A 24,583-nucleotide genomic window follows, 5' to 3' on the forward strand; every position below is an offset into this window, starting at 1 on the left:
CAATGGATTTTTGCACTATGGATATCAGCACCCTCACCCGTTCTGTAACGGATGAGGGGGTTAGATACCTGGAGTTATTCCTAAAGGAATTTACTACCCTGTTTCCCGGGCCGGTAAACCCCTCCTGCCCTACCTGCTTACACGCTTATTTAACGGCTTATAAACAACATTACAACACCATGCAAAACACATGCACGTACAGGCTGCACGCCAAGTACGAAAACATACCGCTGGAGTTTGGGTCGCCTATACTGGTTAACAACACCAACATAACTACAGCCTACGCCAAACAGCTTTTGCAGCAGCCCAACGGGCAACGCTTTTTTGCACAGCTGCCACCTAAAGAAGAACCGCTGTCGGAAAAGATAAAAACCCTGAAAAAGGTAGTACGGAAATCGGCGAAAGCCAAAAAAAAAGACCCGGAAAATGTAAGTCCGCCCGATATTTCTAATACCACACCGGCTTAATGAAAACCCTGTTAATAGACGTTTGGAAACGCCTAACGCCCTGGAGCAAAACCACCGATGTGTATGCCAACGACATAGACAATGCCTACCCCGAGCGCATGGACAGGCTTATTAACAACAGCGTAACCGCCAAAAGCGCCGCGGCCATAATGGTGCAGTACCTGTTGGGCAAAGGTTATGGCACCGATGCAGATGGTATTATCATCAACAAAGAAAAAAACCTGAAGCTTATTGACTTTGCCGATGATGTGGCCGACGACCTTGTAAAGCAGCGCGGCGTATTTATACACATAAACTGGAATGCCCTGTACCAGATTGCCGATTGTAGTGTAATACCCTACGAGTGGTGCCGCATTGGCAAAAAAGACACCAACGACTATTCCGGCAAAGTGGCTATAAGTAAAGAATGGCTTAAGCCCAAGCGTACCGATATTCAGCTGATCGATATTTATAACCCCCGCAAAAAAGTAATTGATGCGCAGGTAGAAAAAGCCGGTGGCTGGGAACATTACAAAGGCCAGGTATTGTTTATTAACATGGATACCAAGCTAATTTACCCGCTTTCGCGGATCGATTCGGTTGCCGAAGACTGCGATAGCGAGTCGCAGGCCTCTGTTTACAAAAACAGGCTGCTGCGCAAAGGCTTTTTTGGCAACACGCTGGTAGTTACACGCCCGTTGGTAGGCGAAGGCCTGGAGCCTGGCAGCCGTGCCCTTCTGGATGCCGAGACCGAGCGAGAGGCATTTCAGAAAGCCATAAAAGATAGCCTTGGTGCCCAAAATACCGGAGGCGTATTGTGTTTGGAAATGGATTTTGCCGGAGAAAAGCTGGAGGATGCTATTTTGATAAAGCAAATAGAAAGCAAGATAGACGATAAGCTTTTTAATTATACCGAGACCAGCGTGCGCGAAAACATACTGGTAGCCTTTAATAACCTGCCTGCCGGATTGGTAAAAACTAACGAGTCGGCTCTTTTTGGTAATTCGGGCGAGGCCATCCGCGAAATGAAACGCACCTATTGGGAAAATACCAGCAAAGAGCGCAATTTGCTAACAGCGGTGCTAAACCAGTTGCTGCAACGCTCTCAGGATTATTCGAGCCTTACCGTACAACCCCTAAAACTAATAGAAGATGCAGCCCCTGATAACCCGTAGCGATATAGCCCGCTACAAGCAAATTTCTAAAACCCCGCACAACGATAAGCTTAACGAGCAAATTTTAGATGCGCAGCTGCTGGACGTACAGCCGCTTATCGGCGAAGGCCTTTTTAATAAGATAATGGCAGCACCACAAGACTATGCCGGTTTATTAGACGGTGGTATTTATGAGCATGAGGGCATCAGCTACACCAATTACGGCCTTAAAATGGTACTGGCCTATTACGCGTATGCGCGGTATATAATGTTCTCGTCGGTAACAGACACGCCATTCTCTGTAGTCGAAAAACTAACCGACAGCAGCAGGCCGGTAGAGGCATCGGCCAAAAAAACCATTTACACCCTAAACAGGCAGGCGGCGCAACAGGTTTGGGATAACGTAAAAAATTACCTCATCCGTACCCGCCACCCCGACTATACCGGTTGCCAAGCCAGGCCGGGCAGTTTAAGATTTACAAAAATAGGTTACTAAATGATTATTATAAATACCGTAAACAGCAGGCGTTTTAGCCTTAACGGCATAGAGTACCTTAAAAATTACGTAACCACTGTGCGCGGCAGCCGTGTAGAAGTATTTAACTGCTACGAGCGCGCCGATGTTTTGGTACAATCTGCCCTCTACGCCAATTTTAAAGTAAACGGCGCCGTTTATGCATCGGCAGCCGCACTACAGGCCGCATTGATGGATGTAACGTATTCCAGGCTTATGGAAGGCAGCGATGTATCGTTCGACCAGAATAATTCAGGACTAAAAATAAACCTCTCCCGTATTACCCAGGATGATGTTGCTGCCAGGATAGTAGAAAAAGTAAATGCAACATTTGGTTTTAGCGTTTCTCAAACCCAAACACCCATTATACTTTACGGGCTAAAGGGTTATACCTACCAAACCCATGCTAACGGCCATTTAGCATTTAAGCCAACTGCCCGCTACAACGCATTATTTTTAGGTGGCAAAGGAATTTGGGGCGGTGGCGGTACACCCATTACTGCCGAAATGCTGCACCTGCTGCCCCTGGAAGGCCTTATACCGGATGATATTACAGACGATCAGGAAAGCCAGATAATTGCTTTAGGCGAAGTTGCCAATACCGCCGGCTTTTTACAAAGTGCCAATAGCGAGGCCCGCAATTTTAACGATGACGGGCTAAGCTACTATTTTAGCTATTCTATAAACAACGTACTGTATTTTGCTCTTTTTGTGGGCGAACCCGATGAATATGGCGGTGTTATCGGCAATAATTTTACCGCCGAAGATTTTATTGCCATTACCGATAGCGAAGTTACACCCGGCCCTGTACCACCCACATTACAGGAGGTGCTTATGGCGGGGAGTTCGGCCACTATAACATCAGACCTGGTAGTAAACACTACCAATGCTACATTACAGGTTAAGGAGGATGGCAACTTATTCTCCGAGGGTACAGGTACCGCAACTTTACAGTATCCGGTTATAGACCTGGGCTCAGGGCAAACTAAAACAAGTCATGCACCATCAGAGCCGACCGACGTAGTTAATAAAAACTACATGGATAACAGGCTTAATACAAAAGCCGATTTGGTAAGCGGGCTTGTGCCAGCCGCGCAGCTTCCGGGTTATGTAGATGATGTCTTGGAGTACGCCAGCCTTGCGGCTTTCCCTACAACAGGCGAAAGTGGTAAGCTTTATATTGCCGTAAATACTAACCTTGTGTACCGATGGGGCGGATCGGGCTATGTTGTTACAAGTTCGTCTTTAGCGTTGGGAGAAACATCGGCCACAGCCTACCGCGGCGACAGGGGTAAAACCGCTTACGACCATTCGCAAATAACCACAGGCAACCCGCACGGTACAGCGGTAGCCGATATTAGCGGACTATCAACAGCATTGAATGCAAAACTTACGGGTGCCATAGCTACCGATTCCGATACCCAAGCTAATTCAATATCCTCCGAAGATAACAAGTTTGTATCCCGTTTAAAGTTGCTCAATTGGTGGGTGTGGATAAAATCGCAGGCGGTAACTATAACCGGTAACTGGAATTTTACCGGCCCCCTTAGAAAAAGCGGTGTAGATGTGGCTACAGTAACCGATGTAGCTACAAAACTAAACACAGCGGCCAATACCGGCCTTGCAGGCACAGGTGCACGTATACCAAAGGTAAGTGAGAACGGCACTATAACCGCAGATGCCTTTTTACGCTGGGCAGCAGAGACAAACGAGTTAATCGTTGGGTCGGCCACCAGCCCCGGAAGGATCAATGTAGTTTCTGAGATATTTGAGCTGGCTGTACAGGATAATATACTCTCCGGGCAATCGCGAATTGTGTTTAATTCTGCACAGGAAAACGCTTTGTCCTTTGTAGATAAATCCGGAAAAGTATACATGACGTTTCGCTCTACAACAGGCGATACAGGCGTAGTGCTAAAACAGCGCGAAGTGTTTGATGAGCAGGTCTTTTACCCGCTAAGCAGGCGGCAGGCCGCTGTTACAAGTGCCGGAGCAGGTATAAAGGTTTACGCAACCGATTCTTTAGGCAACGCAATTGCAATTCCGTTTATTGTCGACACAACTATTTTATTTGTTGAAGCAACATTGGTTGTAAAAAACAATACGGCCTCTCAGGTTATTTGTGCTAAAGTAAAAGCAGTTGTTAAAAAAGTGAGCGGCACAGTTACAATAGCTACTTCTCCTTTAGAAATTATAAGCAATAACCCTACCTATGCAGGTTTTGCAGCGGGTATTGAACTTGTGGGTACAAACCTTCAATTTTTCTTTACACCGGCTGCCGAAGATACAACAGCTTACACAGGAGCATTTACAGAAATTAAACACACTATTAACTAATGTACGTACAAGGAGCAACAGCAGAAGGAATACGATACGGGGCCGTATCCCCTAAAGATTATACCGGCCTGATAGGTTGGTGGAAGGCATCTGAGGGTGTCGAGTTTTCTCAGGGTAGTTCTATTAGCAAATGGAAGGATTTAAGCGGAAATGAGAATCATTTAGTACCGGAAAATGGGCAAAGTAGTGCAGGTAGGCTAATCAACACTGTTAATGGCGTGGCAATCACACGACTTGGAGCGGGAAATTATTTAGTATGTACTAATGTAGACATGCACAAAACATTACTTGATGGGTCTCCTAATACAGTAATTATAATAATGAGGACTAATAATTTGACATCATCGGTTACTCTCATAAGAGCATGGCCTCAAATTGGTTTGAACACAATAATTTGGGGTATTAATCAACCGGATGCCATCCCAAATATATTATCTAGAGCGTATGATAATACTGGCCTTAAAGCCAACATTCTATCTAGTGCCCCTTATATCTTACCAAGTCAGGGGGCGGTATATATGAATGTTAATTATGGATATGGTTCGGCGGTTGTAAATCCTTACCAATTTTTCTTTAATAATACATTTAAAAATAGTGCTGCCTATTCAGGTATGCCAATATATGTTTCAAGTAATCCATTTTCCTTTTTGCCTAACGCAGCTATCTATATGTATGAAATCATCATATATAACAATACAGGAAAAACGGTCTCACAAATTGATTACGAAAAAGATACACTATATAATGACTATATTTTAAAACAATACCCCAATTTATTATTATGAAATATATAATCTATGAGCCTGTATATAATGCTGATGTAAGACATTGGCAAATTACTAATGATGCAAGGAGTGCTAATTTTTTATCCGAAACAGAAGAGTATGAAAGCTTAATAATTCATCCTACTGAAGATAAGGTTGCATTGCCAATAGTAAATCTGGAATCAGTATATTATAAAGGCTTTCCAACGCAAGCTCTTAACTTTGAGATTTTCTTTACTGCGCAGGAACTGGCAAAAGCAGTTAACGAATTACCGGCCGACTGGTATCCTGTTAATGAAGAATTCTAAGATTTATAAATTCTCATTACCATGAAATTTATTCAATCAATCCTGCTATCTGTTACAACTTTTTTTTTGCCTGTGCAGGGCATTTTAATTGCAGTAGGTGTTGCTATAATGGCCGATACAATTACGGGTATTTACAAGGCAAAAAAACTAAAGCAGCCTATTGTAAGCAAGAGGTTCAGGCAGGTAGCCAATAAAATGGCAGTTTACGAAGCGGCTGTTATCCTTTTTTGGTTAATGGATCATTACCTGCTCTCTGAATTCTTTAAGATCTGGTTTTCTGTAGATTATTTCTTTACTAAAATAGTGGCTCTGGTACTCATTTTTACCGAAATGGTTTCTATAAAAGAAAACATTGAAGAAGCCCACGCTTTTAGCATAGCCTCCATGATACGCGCATTACTTAAAAGCGGTAAAGAAATAAGGAAAGATGTTAACCAGATAATAGAATAATATGATAGACGCGAAATATTTATGCATGGCCCAGATACCTGGCCTGCCCAAAATGGTTGTCGAAGCTTTTAAGCTCGGGAAACTAAATACTACCGAACTACCCGGCACAAAAGCTAACCCTGTTATTATAGCACTGGCTAAGGAGGCCAATGTTGCAAACATTTATACAAGCGATGAAGTTGCCTGGTGTGCCGTAGCGCATACAGTATTAGCGTTACGTGCTGGTAAAACAGTTGCGTTTAAAGGCTATGCAAGGCTTAGGGCAGCATCGTTCTTAGAATTTGGGCAACCGATTACTATACCCTGCCTTGGCGACACCCTTGTTTTTAAGAGAGATGGTGGCTACCATGTAGGGCTTTACATTGCCGAAGACACCACACATTACCATGTTGCCGGTGGCAATCAGAGCAACCAGTATAACATAACCCGTATAGATAAAAAGCGGCTGTTGCAGGCGCGCAGGCCATATTATTCAATAGGTATACCCCAGTCTGTAAAGAGATTTTTTTTTAGTCCTGCCGGAGAGATTTCTGTAAACGAAATGTAATTATGAAAAATTATGTTTACTGGGCAGTAATTGCAACCCTTGCCACTGCATTACTTTTTAGCTTAAAGCAATGTAGTTCTACCAAAAGTCAAAATTATAGTGTTACAAAGTCGCTTACCGACACACTATCGCACTTTACAAATGTTTTGGGATCGCAAACGGCCAGCATTACAATATTACAGGCCGATAAAAAGACGCTTAATAACTTAATACTTTCTAAAGATGCCGAACTCGCCAGACTTTCTAAAGAATTTGCAGCGCTAAAAAATATAACAAAGTATAAAACAATTACTGCGTTTGATACCATAACCATTGCCTATACAGATACTATTGCGTGCGAATTTAAAAGAAGCGGGGTTATTAACAAGCCCTGGTATAGTTTTACCTACCATTCTAATCAAAACGCATTAAAAATTGGCACTTTAACCGTGCCTAACACCGCCACAATTATTACCGGTACCAAACGCAAATGGTTTTTGGGTAAAGAAATAGTAACTACTGATATTACCAATTCTAACCCATACATTAAGGTTACAGAGATTAAAGCTGCCGAAGTTACTGTTGCTGTACCCTGGTACAAAAAATGGTATTTATGGCTGGCAATTGGCGCAGCAGGTGGTACGCTTATAGCTAACTAAAAACCTCTCGTAATACCTCTAACGATTTTGGCTGCCTAAAACCATCCATGTGCAATGCATAATAATTAAGCAGTATCTTTAAGAGTGCTTGTCTTTCGGACACGTGAAATGCCTTGCCACTGTTATCAAACTTTAAAGGCATAAGGCGCCTGAGCAGAGTGGTTTCATGAGCAGAGATGCAACTGATAGACTGGTAGGGTATAAAAATACCCTCCGTCATTTCAAAAAAAGGATATTCCTGTTGCGAACTGTCTGGATAAAAACCCAAAAATTTGGTAACCTCCAGCAATAGGATCAGGTGAAAGTTTGCGGCCTCATCGTGACTGTCAAGCCATAAAAGAGCAGTTTCTAAGAAATTGTAGAACGATTGGTTTTTTTCTTCTTCTTTTATGCTGTTGTGCAGCATTTCAGATATAAAAAGCGCAATAGTTGTCTTTGTAATATCAGTTGTAAGGGTTAGGTACTGGTGTGCAAGCCTTACTTCTTTAAAATACTCCAGGGTGCCTTTATTTTTATGGGCAGCCTCTATTTCTAAAATAGTAAGCGGCCGGAAATATATGTTTTTCTGGCTGCTTTTTTTTGTAGAAAACGCATCGCGAATGTAATACGATTTAAGTCCGTCGCTCTCTGTATAACATTTTACCACCAGGCTTTTTTCCTGGTACCGCAAGGCGCTTATTACTATGGCTTTAGTTTTTACAAGCACACTTTTTTAATTATGAATTTGAAATTAAGAGTTACTGCAATATTCAGAATATTCTAACGGAGGTTTATCAGATAAAATTCGTAATTCGTAATTCGTAATTCGTAATCCGTAATTCTGATTAATTCCCCCTTATTATCATTACCTTTTTAACCTTGGTTTCTACAGCGTCTTCGTCTACAATAAAAATCATGTACACGCCAGATGCTACTTTGTATTTACCAAAGGCGCGGGTATCCCAAAGTATGGTACCCCCTTCAGATTTTGTTTCGTATACCAGGTTGCCCTCAATATCGGTAATTTTAACGTTGGCATTGTTAACAAGCCCGCTAATTTTTACATCGCCCTCAAAACCGGGGCGTACAGGGTTAGGGTAAACATATACATTGGCAAGGTCATCTGCGGCAGCGGTAGATGTACCTTTATAAGACACCATACCTTTATCGGTAGCAAAAAACACCTCGCCGGTTGCGCTGTCTATTTCTATATCGTTAATACTATTGCTTGGCAGCGGAGAGTTTTCTTTAGTAAACTGAAAAAGTGTTGTCTGGCCATCCGGCGATACTAAAAAAGCACCTGCTGCAGTACCCAGCCATTTATTATTAGAGCCATCTACCTCTATATCTGTAACAACCTGCTCATACAAAAGTTCGCTGGCCTCGCCGCTTGATTCTAAAAACACAATAGATGTTGCCGTAAGCGCATCATCGGTAACAAACCTGTCTACGCTGGATATTATTCTTAAACCATCTACAGTACCAATCCAGAGCCTGTTGTTATTGTCTATGGCAAGGCTTTTAACATTAGGAGTGGGCAATCCTTCTCCCTCGCTAACAATAAGATATTTATCCAGTGTTTCGTTATATGCTATAAGCCCGGCATTGTTAGTGCCTATCCATTTGGTATTATTTTTATCTATAACTATTTTACTATACTCAGTTGCTTGTGTATTACTCACAATATCGGTAAAAGAGTACTCATTCCAGTTAGTGCCATCAGGTTTTAATTTTTTTAATGGTTTTTCTGTCCTGGTATTCATTAGCCATAAGTTACCTTCCGCGTCAAAAGTACCACCGTTTACACGTATACTCCTGTAGGCCCCACCCTGCGTAATCACGGACCTCAGGGGGCTGTTGCTCTCGCCATAAAGCTTTACCGGTACACCGTCTACCACTTTTAGCAAACCGGAATGGAACGAGTTTAAATATACCTGCTTTTCATCATTCGGATTTATGCTTATATCTGATATGGATTGCACCGTTCCTAAAACCGACAGCTCGTTATAGGGTATAGACACCCAACCATTAGCAGTATACCTGCTAACACCATATTCTTTATAATCAGGAACATAATCAAAATCATATCCTCCAAATACGGCCCATAAATTGTTAGCCGATTTTTCTAACGAAAATATATTATTATACAGCGGCCCGTTTGGTGTTATGTTAACCGGGGCAAGCATAGTCATGTCTAACGCATATACACCCTTATCTGTAGTACCAATATAAATTTTACCCCCTACAACGGTAGCACAGGTAAAGGTTGCTACCTGATTATCTGGCAGCCCAAGTGTATTTATTTGCGATGCCAGCATTAAATCCTGATCGTATACCAGTACTTTATTGGCGCAGGTAATTACCATATATCCATTAGCCTCTCTAAGGTCGGTTCCCTGGGCAGGCAGGGTGGTAAAAACATACGGAATACCGTTTTCTATCCTAAAAACATTCTGGGTGTTGGCTACCGCAAATAAATTATCCTTGTAGGTTAAAATACCGTTCCAGCTGCCGCCAAATTGCTGCTCCCACTGGCTGTAATCGTTAAGGTTAGGGTTAGCCAGTAAGGCACGCCTAATACCGTAGTCGCCCAGTGTGCAGGCATAAATATATTCATTAAAAACAGTTACCTGAGATACTGGAATTTCGGCACCAACAGGCCCAAGAAAATACGTATCGCCAAATTGCAGGGTAGCAAGGTTAAATACGGCAACACCAAAATCGCAGGACAGGTACGCAATACCGTTATACTCGTCTATATGGTTAATTTTCTTTTTAGAGGCTGCCACTGTAGCTTCCTGCACAATATCTATTTTGGTTGCAATGCTACCATCCTGGTTTATAACCAACAGCAGGCCGTTAGCATTGCCCACTAAGGTGCGGTTAAATTCTGTACTATGATGTATTGCTGTTATAACATCGGCTTTAAGCCCATCTACAGATGTTATTGTTTTAAGCTCTCCGCTAAGGGTATTTTGCGAAAATATGGCACTTTCAGACGCTGCAAAAACCCTGCTGCTGCCCTGAGCTATATCTACCGTATTATAATACGAAAAATAGCTGCCCCACGTTTGGTTAGTCTGGGCAAGGCATGTAACAGAAAGGAAAAATATATATAAGGAGAGAAATTGTTTCATTAACCACTTGTTTGCGCAAATATAGCTAAAACGCAATTATTGTTGTTTTTGTATAAAGCACACAAAAATAAGTAAAACCAAGGTGCATAGCGTAATAAATTTAGGGCAGCAAAAATTTGATAATAATATTTTAAACGCAATTCTATAATATTCAGGTTAAATGTTATTAGCCTTGGCAGACACCTGCAACATTAACAGGTTTAGTTATAAAAATTCAGGCAACACAAATAACCACTGCTATTTGTACAATTTTAGACAGAAAACACCCAGATATAAAAAAAGCCTATATTTGTAAAATATAACAACAAACCGCAAAAAAGTTACAAAATGGCAACATTAACCGATACCTTCGGCATACAGCAAGCCCTTTCTAAACTGGGCATACAAGATATAAACAACGGCACCTCTACCGGAACTGCAAGCTTTGCCAATGGCGAGCTTATAGAATCGTACTCGCCTGTAGACGGCACCCTTATTGCAAAAGTTACGGCATCTACCCCCGATGATTACCAGGCTGTAATGGCTAAAGCCGAAGAGGCTTTTAAAGCATGGAGGCTGGTACCGGCACCTAAACGTGGCGAAATTGTGCGCCAGATGGGTAACGAACTTAGAAAGTTTAAAGAACCGCTGGGCCAGCTGGTATCTTACGAAATGGGTAAAAGCCTGCAGGAAGGCCTTGGCGAGGTTCAGGAAATGATAGACATTTGCGACTTTGCCGTTGGTTTGTCGCGCCAGTTGTATGGCCTAACCATGCACAGCGAGCGCCCATTGCACCGCATGTACGAGCAGTGGCACCCAATGGGTATTGTGGGCATTATATCGGCATTTAACTTTCCGGTAGCCGTGTGGAGCTGGAATGCTATGCTTGCCCTTGTGTGCGGCGATGTTTTTGTTTGGAAACCAAGCTCTAAAACACCACTATGCGCCGTTGCCTGCCAAAATATTATTAAAGGCGTGTTAGAGCGCAACGAAATACCCGAAGGTGTTTGCAGCCTTGTTACCGGCGAAGCCTGTAACGAACTTATTAATAACGATAAGCGCATACCCCTAATATCATTTACCGGCTCTACCCGCGTTGGCCGCCATGTATCTAAAACGGTGGCAGAGCGTTTTGGTAAAACCATACTGGAGCTTGGTGGCAACAATGCCATTATAGTATCTGAACATGCCGACCTAAGCATGGTACTTGTTGGTGCCGTATTTGGTGCCGTAGGTACTGCAGGCCAGCGTTGTACTACAACACGCAGGCTTATTATTCACGAAAGCATGTATGATAAAACCGTTGCCGTACTTAAAAGTGCCTATGCACAGCTTAAAATCGGCAACCCGTTAGACAGCAACAATCACGTGGGCCCGCTTATAGATAAAACTGCGGTACAAAGCTTTTTAACTGCTATAGAAAATGCTAAAGCCGAAGGCGGAACCGTTATTTACGGCGGTGGCATCACCGAAGGTGACGGCTACGAAAGCGGCTGTTATGTTAACCCTTGTATTATTGAGGCTAAAAACGAGTACAAGGTGGTACAGGAAGAAACCTTTGCCCCTATATTGTACCTTATAAAATACAGCACTATCGAAGAGGCTATCGAACTGCAAAATGGTGTGCCGCAAGGCTTATCATCGTCTATTTTTACTAATAGTATGAGAGAGATGGAATTATTCCTTTCGCAATCAGGGTCAGATTGTGGTATTGCCAATGTTAACATTGGTACATCGGGTGCCGAGATTGGCGGTGCTTTTGGTGGCGAAAAAGAAACCGGCGGTGGCCGCGAAAGCGGAAGCGATGCCTGGAGGGCTTACATGCGCAGGCAAACCAACACTATTAACTACGGTAGCCAGTTGCCATTGGCACAGGGCATCCGTTTCGATCTGTAATTATTTCTTACTTATAAAGTGTTTTTTATATAGAACGGCCTCCAAATTGGAGGCCGTTCTTTTGTGCTGTGTAGAGACGCAATGCTTTGCATCTCGAATAATGTAGGAACAATGCATAAGACGCAAAGCATTGCGTCTCTACGGTTGTAATGTGATTTCTTGACTCATCTAAATTGCAATAATAAATATCCGCAGTAGCATATATTTGGCTAAAGCCGGTATTAGTCACTTTTAAATCGCGTGGCTAAAGCCACGGGCAACACATGCCACCTGAGTATACAAACAGGTTTGTTTTGATGTGTTGCCCCTGACTTTAGTCAGGGGTTAAAGGTAGGTCTGGTTTTGTGGCTTTAGCCGAATATGAAGCTCCATCAAAATAAAAATAGTATCACGCTTCGACAATCTCAGCGTGATACCATTTTTAATTACCGTTGCAGAGTTAAATTGCTACAACAAACTCACAACTTTAAGAAAACCTGAAGCCCTAAACCCCAACTCTAAACCTTTTCCCAAAGGCTATCGGTAAAATAATGCCTGCAATCTAAAAAGTTATGGCTTACGCCGAAGCCCGATGCTGCGGCAAGCTCGTGAATTTGCGGGATGAGGTATTTTTTAGAAAGCTCTGTCCAAACCAGTTCGTCTTTCTCAAAAAAGAAGGTCTGGTTTAAAACCGTGCTATGAAAATGCTGTTTTTTTAAACTGACCAGGTAACTGTTAACTTCGCCATTTTGCGGGTTATAGTTGCTGTAAAAATCGAACTGATCCAGGGCAATATCGGCTTCCAACTCGTTATTAATGCGGCGCAGCAGGTTCATGTTAAATGCCTTGGTAATACCGTGCGGATCATCATACGCAAGTTGAATAGTACGCGGATTTTTTTGCAGGTCGATACCCACCAGAAGTTTATCGCCATGCTTCATACCGGCATTAAATTTTTGCAGCAGGGCAAGGGCATCATCGGGCAGGTAATTGCCAATGTTGCCGCCCATAAACAAGAACAGGCTGGGTACATCGCTGGTAGTGCTCAGTTCTTCCAGCACCTCAAAATAATCGCCGGTGCGGGGCTGCATGTCTATATTAGGCACAAAGGCATTAATGTTGTGCTCTAAGGCATCTATAGCCTCCTGCGATATATCTATAGGAATATAAGTAAAGCTTGCGCCTGCATTGGTAAAGGCCTTGAGCAGGTGCTTGGTTTTCATACCGTCTCCGCTGCCAAACTCTACAATATTAAAAGGGCCGCTAAAGTTAAGTTTGCTTAATATTTGTGCCGACTGCTGCGAGATGATCTCGAACTCGCAACCGGTAGGATAGTATTCCGGCATTTTCATAATCTCCATAAAAATGCGGCTGCCCGCATCATCATAAAAATATTTAGAGCTCAGGTATTTATTTTTATCGGTAAGCCCAGTGCGCACATCCTGCGCAAAGGTGCTAAGTAGTGTAGTAGTTGCCATAATTATAATTTTACAAGGCGAATGCCGGTAAACTGCCAGCGCTCGCCGGCATGAAAAAAGTTGCGGTACGTGTTGCGGCTGTGCCCTTTGGGCGTAGCACACGATGCCCCGCGAAGCACCATTTGGTTAACCATAAATTTGCCATTATATTCGCCCAGAGCACCATCGGGCTTGTGGAAGTTGGGGTACGGCAGGTAGGCACTGTGCGTCCACTCCCAGCGTTTGCCCCAGTTAAGCTGTGCAGATGCTATTTCCCATTCAAACTCGGTTGGCAGGCGCATGCGTTTCCACTCTGCAAAAGCAGCAGCTTCGTAAAAAGATACGTGTGTAAGCATCGCATCAGGGTCGACCGGCTTTAGTCCGCTTAGTGTGTAGTGCATCCACTGCCGGTCTATAATATACCAGTACAGGGGCGCTTCTATTTTATTTTCGGTAACCCAGCTCCACCCCTCGTCTAACCAGTAATTAAAATTGGTGTAGCCGCCTGCATTTATAAATTCCAGGTATTGGGCATTGGTAACAAGGGTATTGCTTATGGTAAATTGGTTAAGGTACACTTTATGGCGGCCATGCTCGTTATCAAAGCTAAAGCCCGCACCCTCGTGCCCTACGTTATAAACACCTTCATCGATAGTTACAAATCCGGTGCCGGTGTTGTGTTGTGCTTCCCAGTCGGCCACCTCATCATATACCGGAAACAGCGGGTTGCCACCCAAAATGTATTTAATATCGGTAACCAATAATTCCTGGTGCTGCTGCTCGTGGTTTAGCCCCAGTACAATTAAACCGGCCAGTGCAGCATCATCGGCTTTTGCCTGAATAAGTTCCTGCATGTGCGCATCTACATACTGGCGGTACTCGTACACCTGCGCCACGTTTGGGCGCGTTATATTACCCCTGTTGGCCCTAAATACGCGGTTGCCCACGTTGTTGTAATAGCTATTGAACAGAAAGCCAAAATCTTCGTCGAAAACCACATAGCCCGGCAGGTATTTTTTTAAGATAAATTCTTCAAAAAACCAGGTGCTGTGCGCCAGGTGCCACTTGGGCGGACTTACAAACGGTACCGGTTGGGGCACATAATCTTCGGTTTGCAAGGGCTGGCAAATATCCTGGGTGGCGGTTCTTACGGTATCGTAATATTGGGCAAGGGTCATTTTTTGTTTGTGTACATGGTTATGTATACAAGGTACGATTTATGTTAACGCGTTGGTTTTTTACAAATGGTTTTAACCAAAAAATAACAGGTGTTTAATTGCAGTTTTGAGTCGCAACCGCAGTTATCCGTAAGAGCGAGTGCGGATTTTAATTGGATTGGAATATAGCTTGGTTGTATCAGAGATATTGTCATGCTGACATTCACTTTATTATCGCGCTATCAGATAACTGCATATAACACGCTGCACTCACTGTGACTGAAAACTGAAAACTGCGACTGCGACTGTGACTCACAACTGCAACAAAAAACTTTTTAAAAATCAAACTTAAGCTGTACGGCCACGGCTTTTTTCTCTCCCGCTTCGTTATTTAAGTTGGCTAACGATATGCCCAGCAGCCGAACCGAATCTTTAAGGCGCTCCTGGTACAATAGTTCTTTTACGGTTTCGAGTATCAGGCTTTTATCTGATATAAAATACGGCAGGGTCTTGCTGCGGGTTTGCACCGTAAAATCAGAATATTTTATTTTGAGGGTTACTGTTTTGCCGGCAATCTTTTTTTTGCGCAGGCGGCGGTCCAGCTCATCGGCAATATGCTCCAGTTTTTCGAGCATAAACACCTCGCTTACTAAATTTTCATCAAAAGTATGCTCCGTACCCACCGATTTTACTATCCTGTCGGCCTTAACCTCGCTGTTGTGTATGCCCCGAACCACGTAGTAATAATAGCCCCCGGCCTTGCCAAAATGCTCGGTTAAATATTCGACGGACTTTAGTTTAAGGTCGGCGCCCGTAAAAATGCCTAACTGGTACATTTTCTCGGTAGTAACCTTGCCCACACCATAAAATTTGCCAATAGGCAGGTCTTCTAAAAACGTAAGCACCTCATGGGGGTTCACGGTTTTTTGTCCGTTAGGCTTGTTGTAGTCGCTGGCAACCTTGGCAATAAATTTATTGATGGATATACCTGCCGATGCCGTTAGGCCCGTAACCTCTAAAATACGCTGCCTAATTTCCTGCGCTATCATGGTTGCGCTGGGGTTGCCTTTTTTGTTGTAAGTAACATCAAGATAAGCTTCATCTAACGATAGTGGCTCCACCTTATCGGTATATTCATGAAATATATCACGTATTTTTTGCGATATCTCGCGGTAGCGATCAAAACGCGGCCGCACAAATATTAACTCCGGACACCGTTTCTTGGCCAGGTAGCCGCTAATGGCACTTCGCACCCCAAACTTACGCGCCTCGTAACTGGCAGCAGCTACAACACCGCGCGTTTCGCCGCCACCCACGGCAATAGGCTTGCCGCGCAGGCTTGGATCGTCCAGCTGCTCTACAGAGGCATAAAACGCATCCATATCTACATGGATTATCTTGCGCTGCGGTATTTTGGTTTCGGTATCCATTGGTGCAAAATTAATCAAAAAGAGATGGGCAGGCAGTAGTATTAGCAATGGTAACTTATACATTAAAAAAATAATATAATAAGTCTAATATCGTCGTTAAACAAAAACTAAGCCGCTTACTTATCTTTTAAAGAAGCTATAACTTCGTTATATGAATTTTGCAACGCTTCTTTAAAAGGGTTTTGATTATGGTAAAGAAGGCAGGTGTAGTAAATTGTATCCTGATCTACAATTATAGACTCGTCTATTTTTGAAACCTCATTTTTATAATGGCTTTTTGCGTACCAATCGTTAAATTTATTACGCCTTAAAAGTTCTTTTTTATCGCCGGCATCACACAGGTAAATTATAGAGTTTTCCGGATCATTAAAAAAATGGGTAATTATTCCATCAATTGTTTTACGCACATCAAGGTCCAGAGGTTCTTTAATTAATGACATCTTTTCTATATTTAGCGTATAGACTTTAGTGATATGATGTCGCGCCGAAGTACCATCAAAAAGGTACACCGAATCGGCAAAAGTAACGTTATATTCTATAAGGTTTTTTGTTATGAAAGAATAGATAAATGTTTGAGTATCCAGCGTAACCTTATACGGGCATGGCAAGTTTAATTCCTCTTTCATTTAATTCCTCTAAGGTAATTTCGCCCTTGCTGTATGCGCGTATAGCTTTCTTGTCCTCTAAGAACTTCTTAGCGGAAGAAAGTATTTGCTTATTTTTTTCGGGTTTGTTCATAACTCTACAAAAGTAATTAAAAATAGTATTATTACAAAATCAAATTACTGGTATTAGGTGTGTTAAGATGTTCTCTTAAACATTCTTAAAACTACTCCCCCTTTTATCAATTTATTGTAACTTACAACATCAAATAAAAAACCATGCCAAAAACAGCCATTATATTAGGTGCCAGTGGCGCCACCGGAAGCGAGTTACTGCAACTCCTGCTGGCCGATGCCCGCTACAGCACCATCAAGCTTTTTAACCGCAGCCTTATTGGTATAGCCAACCCTAAAATACAGGAACATATTATAAACCTATTGGAATTGGATAAGTATGCCGATCAATTTACAGCTGATGAGGTATTTTGCTGCATAGGTACTACTAAAGCAAAAACTCCTGATAAAGATGCGTATTATAAGATCGATTTTGGTATTCCTGCGACTGCCGCAAAACTGGCAAAGGCTAACGGAATTACTACGTTTATAGTAGTATCGGCGGTGGGGGCAAACAGTAAAAGCGGTATATTTTACAACAGGACAAAAGGCCAGATGGAAGAGGCCGTACTGGCGCAAAATATAGCACGGACACACATTCTGGAGCCGTCGCTTATTGTGGCGCAGCGCAAAGACAACCGCATATTAGAAAAGCTGTTTATTAACCTGTGGAAGCTTGTAGATCCGCTGCTTTACGGCAGTGCCGGTAAATACAAAAGCGTTACGGCGCACAACATTGCAAAAGCCATGCTTTGGCTTGCCAACAATACCTTTAGCGATGTTATTGTAAAATCTGATACTATTAGCAGAATAGCCTGTTAGCTATATCATTTATAATAGACTATAATAAAACAAGACCCGGGACTTACAGTTGTAAGTCCCGGGTCTTGTTTTAGGAAATTGTCGAAGAGTTGTTCGACAAGCAGTAAGAGTAAGTATTTAACAAACTGCGAGTGAGCAAGCACTGCCTACTGCCACTGAACACTGCTTACTATAAAAGCGCCTGCTCAATATCGGCTATTAAATCTTCGGCGTCTTCAACGCCAACGCTAAGGCGCACAAGATCGTCGGTAATGCCAATTTCTTTACGTTTAGGTTCCGGTATACTGGCGTGCGTCATCAATGCCGGGTGATTGGCAAGCGATTCTACACCGCCTAACGATTCGGCCAACGTAAATACCCTTAGGTTTTCAAGGAATTTTATGGCTTCGGCCTTTTCGCCCGAAGTAAAAGTAAACGATACCATTCCGCCAAAACCGCCAATCATTTGCTTTTTGGCAATATCATAATGCGGGTGGTTTTCTAAGCCCGGGTAGTATACCGTTTTAATTTTAGGGTGGTTCTCTAAATATTGAGCCACCTTAACACCATTTTCGCAATGGCGCTGCATGCGCAGGTGCAGGGTTTTAATACCCCTAAGCACCAGGTACGAGTCCTGCGGACCCAGTGTACCGCCTGTTGCAAACTGTGCAAAGTGCAGTTTTTCGCCCAGTGCTGCATCTTTAACAATAAGCGCACCGGCAATAACATCGCTATGGCCGCCCAGGTATTTGGTGGCGCTGTGCATTACAATATCGGCACCCAGATCTAACGGACGCTGCAAGTAAGGCGTTGCAAAAGTGTTGTCTACCGCAAACAAAACGTTTTTAGCTTTGGTAATTTTTGCAATAGCAGCAATATCGGCCAGTTTCATAAGCGGGTTGGTAGGCGTTTCTACCCAAACCAGTTTTGTTTTATCGTTTATAAGCAACTCAAATTTGGCCGTGTCGTTCATATCTACGAAATGAAAAACAATGCCGTAATCCTGATAAATGCGCGTAAACATACGGTAGGTACCGCCATAAAGGTCGTCCATGGCAATAACCTCATCGCCGGGCTTAAGCAGTTTCATAACGCAATCGGTAGCCGCAAGGCCAGACGAAAATGCCAGTCCGCGCTCGCCGTTCTCAATACTCGCAAGCGAATCTTCCAGCGCCGTACGTGTAGGGTTAGCCGCACGGCTGTATTCGTAGCCGCCGTGTACGCCCGGGCTTTTTTGTGCAAAGGTGCTTGTTTGGTAAACCGGCACCATTACAGCCCCGGTAGAAGGGTCGTGATGCTGGCCCCCGTGTATGGTTTTTGTGTTAAATTTCATATAAAGAAGGTTCAATGTCTATAAAAATTAAGCAAATTTACTGTAATTTGGTTACACCTGTAACACGCCCATTAACCTTTTGCAAAACAATAACACACTTTACTGCATGAAATATTACCTAACCCTTTTTGCCACCGTGCTTTTACTGGCAAGCTGTAAAAAAGACAAAGAAGAAACCGTAGCCGAACCCACCGTAGCCGAAAAACCTGCTGCACTGGCGTTTGCGGATAAAGAATACGACCAAAAAACCACACTGTCGGGCAAAGAGCCCCGCACCTATGTAAACATTAGCGTGCCCGAAGCCACCGGCGGAAACCCCGCAGCGTCTGACACCATTAACAACAAGATTTTTCATGTGGTGCGCAGCATTGTGTACTTTGGCGAAAAGCCAACTAATGCGAAGAGCTATAAAGAGCTTATGGCATCGTTTATAGGATCGTATGAGGAGCTTGCCAAAAAATATCCTGCCGATGCCATGAGCTGGGAGGCAAAAATTAAGGCTACCATAGATTATAAAACCGACAGCATTATAAACATTAAGCTGCACAACTACACCTTTACGGGTGGTGCACATGGTTATGAAGGCGACAGGTCGTTACTATTCAACGCGCAAACGGGCAGGTCGTTAGAATACGCCGATATTTTTAAGGACGAGAAAGCATTTACGGCTTTTGCCGAAAAGAAATTCAGGGCCAAATACAAGATACCGGCCGGTAAACCGATAAATTCAACGGGACTGATGTTTGAAGGCGAAAAATTTGCACTGCCACAGAATATATTTTTTAAAGAAAATGGCATACTGCTATATTACAACGCTTATGAGGTTGCCGCTTATGCCGAACAACAAAAAGAGGTTATGATACCGTATAGCGAAGCTGATGCGTTTTTGAAGATGAAGTAATTATTTAGCTATAAATAATTACTTTTGCAATTGTTGTAATAATAGAAGCGTATCGTTCTTCACGAACCGTCATCGCGAGGGACCAAGCGATCTCACATATTGAGCTAAGATTGCCGCGCTGCGTTGCACTGCGCTCGCAATGACAGTTACGGGTACAGTGCGTAAGTTTATTATAAGCGCAGCTTTCTGCACGAAGCGTCATCGCGAGGCACGAAGCGATCTAAAAACATAGATGTATCATGGAATGGAAAGACCTTCTGTTTAGTTTTGTATTTGCACTTGGTTCTTTTATGTTATATCTGGCACACAAATATGAGAAAAGACGGGTTATAGAGCAAGACGGCAAGATTGATCCTTACAAAAAAGTGAAATTAGCAAAGAATTGGTTATATATAATAGTTTTAGCTTTTGCGGCACTTGTTTATCTTATTATGGCATTGGTGTAATATCAAATTAGTATGATGGCACCTGAACACTTTATTTTTGAGACACGTACAGATACTGAGTAAGCAAACTTTCAACTTTACGACTTTCGACTGCCCAGGCATTTGACTTTTGACTTTACAAACTTTAAGACTTTACAGACTTGCTTCTAAACTACAAAAACATCGACCTAACGTATTCCGAAACCGGAAAGGGTACCGCCCTGGTACTATTGCACGGCTTTTTGGAAAACAGTACCATGTGGAATTTTTTTGTGGCCGAGTATGCTAAAAAATACCGTGTTATTACCATAGACCTTTTAGGGCATGGCGAAACAGGCTGCCTGGGCTATGTGCATACTATGGAAGATATGGCCGATGCTGTACAGGCTGTGCTGGCAGAGCTGCGCATACGTAAGGCTATATTTATGGGGCACTCTATGGGGGGCTATGTGGCTTTGGCTTTTGCCGAGCTGTACCCTGATATGGTTAAGGGCATTGTGCTGCAAAACAGCAGCGCCCTTGCCGATAGCGACGAACGTAAAGCCAACCGCGACCGCGCCATTAAGGCTGTTAAGCAAAACTACACCGCCTTTGTGCGCATGAGCATTGCCAACCTGTTTAGCGAAGACAACCGAGAACAATATGCCGCCGAGATTGAAGACCTGCGCGACCAGGCTGTTAAAACCCCGCTACAGGGCATTATAGCTGCATTAGAGGGCATGAAGGTGCGCAAAGACCGCGAAGTACTGCTGCACTTTGCACCCTACCCTATACTGCTTGTTTTGGGCGAAAAAGACCAAAGCCTTATTTATGCCGAACATGCCCCACAGGTAGAGGGCACGGCCACTAAATTAGTTACTTACCCCTACGGCCACATGAGCCATATTGAGAGCCGCGACCCGCTTTTAAAAGAAACCCTGGAGTTTTTTAAAGGCTGCTAAAGGGTTCTGTTACATCATCATAATTTTACTTTTCCGGGCACAAAATATACTTTGTACTTTCGGCAAAATTCTGCACCTTTATCAAAAATTTCATCCTAAAAATGAAGAAGTCGTTAATCGTAGCCGTTTTTTTAGCCTCAATAAGTGCATTTTCTCAAAAAGCAGATCACGCCATGCAAGTAAACCCCTTTATTGGTACGGGCGGGCATGGGCACACGTTTCCGGGTGCTACAGTGCCTTTTGGCATGGTGCAGCTAAGCCCCGACACCCGTATAGACGGCAGTTGGGATGGCTGCAGCGGCTACCATTATTCAGATAATGTTATCTACGGCTTTTCGCACACGCACCTTAACGGAACGGGCGTTTCTGATTATGGCGATATATTGCTTATGCCTACTATGGGCCAGCCCAGCCTTGATAATAAAGACTATTCATCTGCTTTTAAGCATACTAACGAAAAAGCCTCGGCGGGGTACTATTCGGTCCTGCTGGACGACGATGCCATTACTGCCGAACTAACCACTACGCCACGCGTGGGGTTGCACCGCTACACCTTTAGCAAAAGCGGTCAGTCCAATATTGTGCTCGACCTTAACCATCGCGACCAGCTGATTATGGGCGAAGTGCGCGTTATAAACAATAAGGTTATCGAGGTTATGAGGCGGTCGTCGGCATGGGCCACCAACCAGTATGTGTATGCGCGTATTGAGTTTAGCACACCAATGAAAATTACCAAAGTAAACAACAGTGCCTTTGCACCTGCCAGGGTTACCGACACGTTTTTTGCCGGCTCTCTACTGGCCATGAGCTTTAGTACCGATGTTAAAAAAGGCGAACAATTGTTAGTTAAAGTCAGCTTAAGCCCTACGGGTACCGAGGGTGCTGCTAAAAATATGGCGGCCGAACTGCCGGGCTGGGATTTTGAGAAAACACTCGCTTCTGCGGAAGCGTTGTGGAACAAAGAGCTTTCTAAAATTGAGATTACCGAACAGGACAAAAACAAGAACACCATATTTTATACCGCGCTGTACCACACCATGATGCAGCCCAACATTGCCATGGATGTAGACGGGCAGTACCGCGGCAGGGATAACGAAATTCATAAAGCCGAGGGGTTTGATTATTATTCGGTATTCTCCTTATGGGATACCTTTAGGGCGGCACACCCGCTGTATACGCTGATAGATAAGAAACGTACGGCCGACTTTATAAACACTTTTATTGCCCAGTACGAACAGGGCGGCCGCCTGCCAGTGTGGGAACTTGCAAGCAACGAGACCGATTGTATGATTGGGTACCATTCGGTTAGTGTAATAGCCGATGCTATGGCTAAGGGCATTAAGGGTTTTGATTATAACAAAGCTTTTGAAGCTGCCAAACACAGCGCCATGTTAGATCATTTAGGGCTGGATGCGTACAAGCGCAATGGCTTTATAAGCATTGATAATGAGCACGAAAGCGTGTCTAAAACCCTGGAATATGCTTACGATGACTGGTGCATTGCCCAAATGGCCACTATTTTGCACAACGATAAAGACTACGGGTACTTTATGGAGCGCAGCCAGAGCTGGAAAAATATTTTTGATGCCAAAACCGGGCACATGCGCCCTAAGCGCAATAGCGGCTGGGATGCGCCTTTCGATCCCCGCGAGGTGAATAACAATTACACCGAAGGCAACAGCTGGCAGTACAGCTTTTTTGTACCGCAGGATATTCCGGGTATGATAGAGGCTTATGGCGGTAACCAAAAATTTGAGGCAAAGCTGGACGAGATGTTTGCTTCGCCAAGCGCTACCACGGGCCGCGAGCAGGTAGATATTACAGGATTAATAGGTCAGTATGCGCATGGCAACGAGCCAAGCCACCACATGGCGTATTTGTACAATTACATTGGCAAGCCAAAAAAAACTGCCAAAAAAGTACGCTATATACTCGACAACTTTTATAAAAACACACCCGACGGACTTATTGGCAACGAAGATTGCGGCCAGATGAGTGCCTGGTATGTGCTAAGCAGCCTGGGTATTTATAAGGTTACTCCCGGGCAATTGCAATGGAGCGTTACCCAACCGTATTTTAAAAAGGCAGTAATTAATTTTGAAGATGGCCGCAAAGAAGTCATCACAGCCGATTCTAAAAAGCTTAATCTGGATTACCTGGATTCAGGCACAGCTAAAGCTGGCGACCTAAACATTAGCATGCCGTCGTACAAAAAAATTGTGCCGGTACCGGTTATAGAGGCAGAGAGTAAATCGTTTAAAGATAAGATGTTGGTTAGTATAAAGGGTTCTAATAAAGAAGATAAATTATTTTACTTCACTAAAGGTTGGTACGATTCTAAATTTATACCAATTTACAATCAGTATACTGGCGCCTTTACTATTGATGAAACAACTACCGTTTATTTCTATGCTGAGAATAACAATACAGAAAGCAGACGTATTAATGCACTTTTCTACAAAAAGCCTAACAATTACAGCATCAGCATCAAATCGAAATACAGTGCGCAGTACCATGCTGGTGGCCCCGATGGATTGTTAGACGGCATCAAGGGCAGCACTAATTGGCGTAAAGGCGACTGGCAGGGTTACCAGGGTCAGGATTTTGAAGCCGTTATCGATTTACAGCAACCCGTAGAAATCCGTAAAATCGCTGCTAATTTTTTACAGGATAGTCGCGCGTGGATTGTTTTCCCAACCAAAGTAGCATACTACACCAGTAACGATAACGTAAATTTTACCCTTGTCAAAACGGTAGATAATACCATTGCCGCACAGGATTATACGGTACAGATTCAGCCCTTATCGGCCACACTGCCCAACACCACCGCCCGTTATATAAAAATAAAGGCCTATAACTTTGGCACACTACCCGCGTGGCACCAGGGCGCCGGTGGCGATGCTTTTATTTTTATTGATGAAATTGAAGTGGAGTAGGTAGTGTTCAGTTGGCAGTCACAGTTTACAGTATACAGTTGGCAGAGGGTAATAGGTAGTGATTGGCATTCCCCTCTTTTGGAGGGGTGGCTGAAAGCCGGGGTGGTTTATTATCTTTCTTTTGTCTTGAAACAAAAGAAACAAAAATTCAAGGCTCTAACTTCTTATGCTACAAAATATACGATTCAGCTAAACGATTTGAACCTGCCTACCGGCAGGCAGGCTCGCTTCGCTCAAATAGCAAATCGTTCTTAACGCCTCATCGTATATTTTGCTTAACGCAACAAAGTTTAAGGCCTTAGCTTCACTCAAATATGCTTACTCTTATTCGACAGCACACCTTTTCGGATACATAGTT

The 24,583-nt window shown here is 43.4% G+C and carries 22 protein-coding genes; 15 read left to right on the top strand and 7 right to left on the bottom strand.

Annotated features, from left to right (window positions below; translation table 11 throughout):
- Positions 1-2 precede the first annotated feature (2 nt).
- From G509_RS0100765 to G509_RS0100805, 9 genes are read left to right on the top strand one after another with little or no spacing between them, the layout of a single operon-like run.
- Positions 3-467, top strand: a complete 465-nt coding sequence (locus G509_RS0100765) for a hypothetical protein (protein WP_131450755.1) — start codon at positions 3-5, stop codon at positions 465-467.
- Positions 467-1,621 (top strand): hypothetical protein, encoded by a 1,155-nt coding sequence (locus tag G509_RS0100770; RefSeq protein ID WP_026989786.1) that lies wholly within the window; start codon positions 467-469, stop codon positions 1,619-1,621. Before G509_RS0100765 ends, G509_RS0100770 begins: the two co-directional genes overlap by 1 nt.
- Positions 1,599-2,096 (top strand): DUF6712 family protein, encoded by a 498-nt coding sequence (locus G509_RS0100775; protein WP_131450756.1) that lies wholly within the window; start codon positions 1,599-1,601, stop codon positions 2,094-2,096. Before G509_RS0100770 ends, G509_RS0100775 begins: the two co-directional genes overlap by 23 nt.
- The gene (locus G509_RS23610) at positions 2,097-4,451 is read left to right on the top strand and encodes a hypothetical protein (RefSeq protein ID WP_051199868.1); all 2,355 of its coding nucleotides are present in this window, start codon (positions 2,097-2,099) and stop codon (positions 4,449-4,451) included.
- Complete coding sequence (locus G509_RS0100785; protein WP_026989788.1) at positions 4,451-5,236, top strand: hypothetical protein; 786 nt, start codon at positions 4,451-4,453, stop codon at positions 5,234-5,236. The genes G509_RS23610 and G509_RS0100785 overlap by 1 nt, the downstream gene beginning before the upstream one ends.
- Positions 5,233-5,523, top strand: coding sequence for a hypothetical protein (locus G509_RS0100790; RefSeq protein ID WP_026989789.1), 291 nt, complete (start codon positions 5,233-5,235; stop codon positions 5,521-5,523). The genes G509_RS0100785 and G509_RS0100790 overlap by 4 nt, the downstream gene beginning before the upstream one ends.
- 21 nt (positions 5,524-5,544) lie before the next feature.
- A complete protein-coding gene (locus tag G509_RS0100795) occupies positions 5,545-5,973 on the top strand; it encodes a phage holin family protein (RefSeq protein ID WP_026989790.1) in 429 nt (142 codons plus the stop codon).
- 25 nt (positions 5,974-5,998) lie between these two features.
- Positions 5,999-6,520, top strand: coding sequence for a hypothetical protein (locus G509_RS0100800; RefSeq protein WP_051199871.1), 522 nt, complete (start codon positions 5,999-6,001; stop codon positions 6,518-6,520).
- 2 nt (positions 6,521-6,522) lie between these two features.
- A complete protein-coding gene (locus tag G509_RS0100805) occupies positions 6,523-7,158 on the top strand; it encodes a hypothetical protein (RefSeq protein WP_026989792.1) in 636 nt (211 codons plus the stop codon).
- On the opposite strand, the gene recO is transcribed toward G509_RS0100805, so the two are convergent.
- Entirely contained in the window at positions 7,151-7,864 is a 714-nt protein-coding gene (gene recO / locus G509_RS0100810) for a DNA repair protein RecO (RefSeq protein WP_026989793.1), read from the bottom strand. The two genes, G509_RS0100805 and recO, sit on opposite strands and share 8 nt — an antisense overlap.
- A gap of 118 nt (positions 7,865-7,982) precedes the next feature.
- Entirely contained in the window at positions 7,983-10,274 is a 2,292-nt protein-coding gene (gene porZ / locus G509_RS0100815) for a type IX secretion system anionic LPS delivery protein PorZ (protein WP_035738301.1), read from the bottom strand.
- 327 nt (positions 10,275-10,601) lie between these two features.
- Between porZ and amaB the strand changes: the two genes are divergently transcribed.
- The gene (gene amaB, locus G509_RS0100820; protein WP_026989795.1) at positions 10,602-12,149 is read left to right on the top strand and encodes an L-piperidine-6-carboxylate dehydrogenase; all 1,548 of its coding nucleotides are present in this window, start codon (positions 10,602-10,604) and stop codon (positions 12,147-12,149) included.
- Positions 12,150-12,646: 497 nt separating this feature from the next.
- Here the strand turns inward: amaB and G509_RS0100825 are convergent, their stop codons facing one another.
- From G509_RS0100825 to G509_RS0100840, 4 genes are all read right to left on the bottom strand, one after another.
- A complete protein-coding gene (locus G509_RS0100825; RefSeq protein WP_026989796.1) occupies positions 12,647-13,606 on the bottom strand; it encodes an L-histidine N(alpha)-methyltransferase in 960 nt (319 codons plus the stop codon).
- Positions 13,607-13,608: 2 nt separating this feature from the next.
- Positions 13,609-14,763 carry an ergothioneine biosynthesis protein EgtB gene (egtB, locus tag G509_RS0100830; protein ID WP_026989797.1) on the bottom strand — a complete coding sequence of 385 codons (1,155 nt, stop codon included), beginning with the start codon at positions 14,761-14,763 and terminating at the stop codon, positions 13,609-13,611.
- 314 nt (positions 14,764-15,077) lie between these two features.
- The gene (dinB, locus tag G509_RS0100835; protein ID WP_026989798.1) at positions 15,078-16,172 is read right to left on the bottom strand and encodes a DNA polymerase IV; all 1,095 of its coding nucleotides are present in this window, start codon (positions 16,170-16,172) and stop codon (positions 15,078-15,080) included.
- 116 nt (positions 16,173-16,288) lie between these two features.
- Positions 16,289-16,798: a DUF6169 family protein gene (locus G509_RS0100840; RefSeq protein WP_026989799.1), complete on the bottom strand. Its 510-nt coding sequence runs from the start codon at positions 16,796-16,798 to the stop codon at positions 16,289-16,291.
- Between the two features lie 255 nt (positions 16,799-17,053).
- Here G509_RS0100840 and G509_RS0100850 point away from each other — a divergent pair, with 255 nt between their 5' ends.
- Positions 17,054-17,710, top strand: coding sequence for an NAD(P)H-binding protein (locus G509_RS0100850; protein ID WP_026989800.1), 657 nt, complete (start codon positions 17,054-17,056; stop codon positions 17,708-17,710).
- Positions 17,711-17,879: 169 nt separating this feature from the next.
- Here G509_RS0100850 and G509_RS0100855 read toward each other — a convergent pair whose 3' ends face one another.
- Complete coding sequence (locus G509_RS0100855) at positions 17,880-19,022, bottom strand: cystathionine gamma-synthase (protein WP_026989801.1); 1,143 nt, start codon at positions 19,020-19,022, stop codon at positions 17,880-17,882.
- A gap of 106 nt (positions 19,023-19,128) precedes the next feature.
- On the opposite strand from G509_RS0100855, the gene G509_RS0100865 reads away from it, so the two are divergent.
- From G509_RS0100865 to G509_RS0100880, 4 genes are all read left to right on the top strand, one after another.
- On the top strand, positions 19,129-19,923 hold the full coding sequence (locus G509_RS0100865; protein WP_026989802.1) for a DUF3298 and DUF4163 domain-containing protein: 795 nt from the start codon (positions 19,129-19,131) through the stop codon (positions 19,921-19,923).
- Between the two features lie 239 nt (positions 19,924-20,162).
- Positions 20,163-20,369 carry a hypothetical protein gene (locus G509_RS23230; protein ID WP_131450757.1) on the top strand — a complete coding sequence of 69 codons (207 nt, stop codon included), beginning with the start codon at positions 20,163-20,165 and terminating at the stop codon, positions 20,367-20,369.
- Positions 20,370-20,509: 140 nt separating this feature from the next.
- Complete coding sequence (locus G509_RS0100875; RefSeq protein ID WP_026989803.1) at positions 20,510-21,289, top strand: alpha/beta fold hydrolase; 780 nt, start codon at positions 20,510-20,512, stop codon at positions 21,287-21,289.
- Positions 21,290-21,381: 92 nt separating this feature from the next.
- Entirely contained in the window at positions 21,382-24,225 is a 2,844-nt protein-coding gene (locus tag G509_RS0100880) for a GH92 family glycosyl hydrolase (RefSeq protein ID WP_262486791.1), read from the top strand.
- The last annotated feature ends 358 nt before the right edge of the window (positions 24,226-24,583 follow it).

It is taken from the genome of Flavobacterium subsaxonicum WB 4.1-42 = DSM 21790 (assembly GCF_000422725.1).
GTDB classification, from domain to species: domain Bacteria; phylum Bacteroidota; class Bacteroidia; order Flavobacteriales; family Flavobacteriaceae; genus Flavobacterium; species Flavobacterium subsaxonicum.

Excerpts from the sequence above, each read along its gene's own strand:
- G509_RS0100765 (WP_131450755.1), top strand. The coding sequence starts at position 3 with ATGGATTTTTGCACTATGGATATCAGCACCCTCACCCGTTCTGTAACG.
- G509_RS0100770 (WP_026989786.1), top strand. The coding sequence starts at position 467 with ATGAAAACCCTGTTAATAGACGTTTGGAAACGCCTAACGCCCTGGAGC.
- G509_RS0100775 (WP_131450756.1), top strand. The coding sequence starts at position 1,599 with ATGCAGCCCCTGATAACCCGTAGCGATATAGCCCGCTACAAGCAAATT.
- G509_RS23610 (WP_051199868.1), top strand. The coding sequence starts at position 2,097 with ATGATTATTATAAATACCGTAAACAGCAGGCGTTTTAGCCTTAACGGC.
- G509_RS0100785 (WP_026989788.1), top strand. The coding sequence starts at position 4,451 with ATGTACGTACAAGGAGCAACAGCAGAAGGAATACGATACGGGGCCGTA.
- G509_RS0100790 (WP_026989789.1), top strand. The coding sequence starts at position 5,233 with ATGAAATATATAATCTATGAGCCTGTATATAATGCTGATGTAAGACAT.
- G509_RS0100795 (WP_026989790.1), top strand. The coding sequence starts at position 5,545 with ATGAAATTTATTCAATCAATCCTGCTATCTGTTACAACTTTTTTTTTG.
- G509_RS0100800 (WP_051199871.1), top strand. The coding sequence starts at position 5,999 with ATGGCCCAGATACCTGGCCTGCCCAAAATGGTTGTCGAAGCTTTTAAG.
- G509_RS0100805 (WP_026989792.1), top strand. The coding sequence starts at position 6,523 with ATGAAAAATTATGTTTACTGGGCAGTAATTGCAACCCTTGCCACTGCA.
- porZ (WP_035738301.1), bottom strand. The coding sequence starts at position 10,274 with ATGAAACAATTTCTCTCCTTATATATATTTTTCCTTTCTGTTACATGC.
- amaB (WP_026989795.1), top strand. The coding sequence starts at position 10,602 with ATGGCAACATTAACCGATACCTTCGGCATACAGCAAGCCCTTTCTAAA.
- G509_RS0100825 (WP_026989796.1), bottom strand. The coding sequence starts at position 13,606 with ATGGCAACTACTACACTACTTAGCACCTTTGCGCAGGATGTGCGCACT.
- egtB (WP_026989797.1), bottom strand. The coding sequence starts at position 14,763 with ATGACCCTTGCCCAATATTACGATACCGTAAGAACCGCCACCCAGGAT.
- dinB (WP_026989798.1), bottom strand. The coding sequence starts at position 16,172 with ATGGATACCGAAACCAAAATACCGCAGCGCAAGATAATCCATGTAGAT.
- G509_RS0100840 (WP_026989799.1), bottom strand. The coding sequence starts at position 16,798 with ATGAAAGAGGAATTAAACTTGCCATGCCCGTATAAGGTTACGCTGGAT.
- G509_RS0100850 (WP_026989800.1), top strand. The coding sequence starts at position 17,054 with ATGCCAAAAACAGCCATTATATTAGGTGCCAGTGGCGCCACCGGAAGC.
- G509_RS0100855 (WP_026989801.1), bottom strand. The coding sequence starts at position 19,022 with ATGAAATTTAACACAAAAACCATACACGGGGGCCAGCATCACGACCCT.
- G509_RS0100865 (WP_026989802.1), top strand. The coding sequence starts at position 19,129 with ATGAAATATTACCTAACCCTTTTTGCCACCGTGCTTTTACTGGCAAGC.
- G509_RS23230 (WP_131450757.1), top strand. The coding sequence starts at position 20,163 with ATGGAATGGAAAGACCTTCTGTTTAGTTTTGTATTTGCACTTGGTTCT.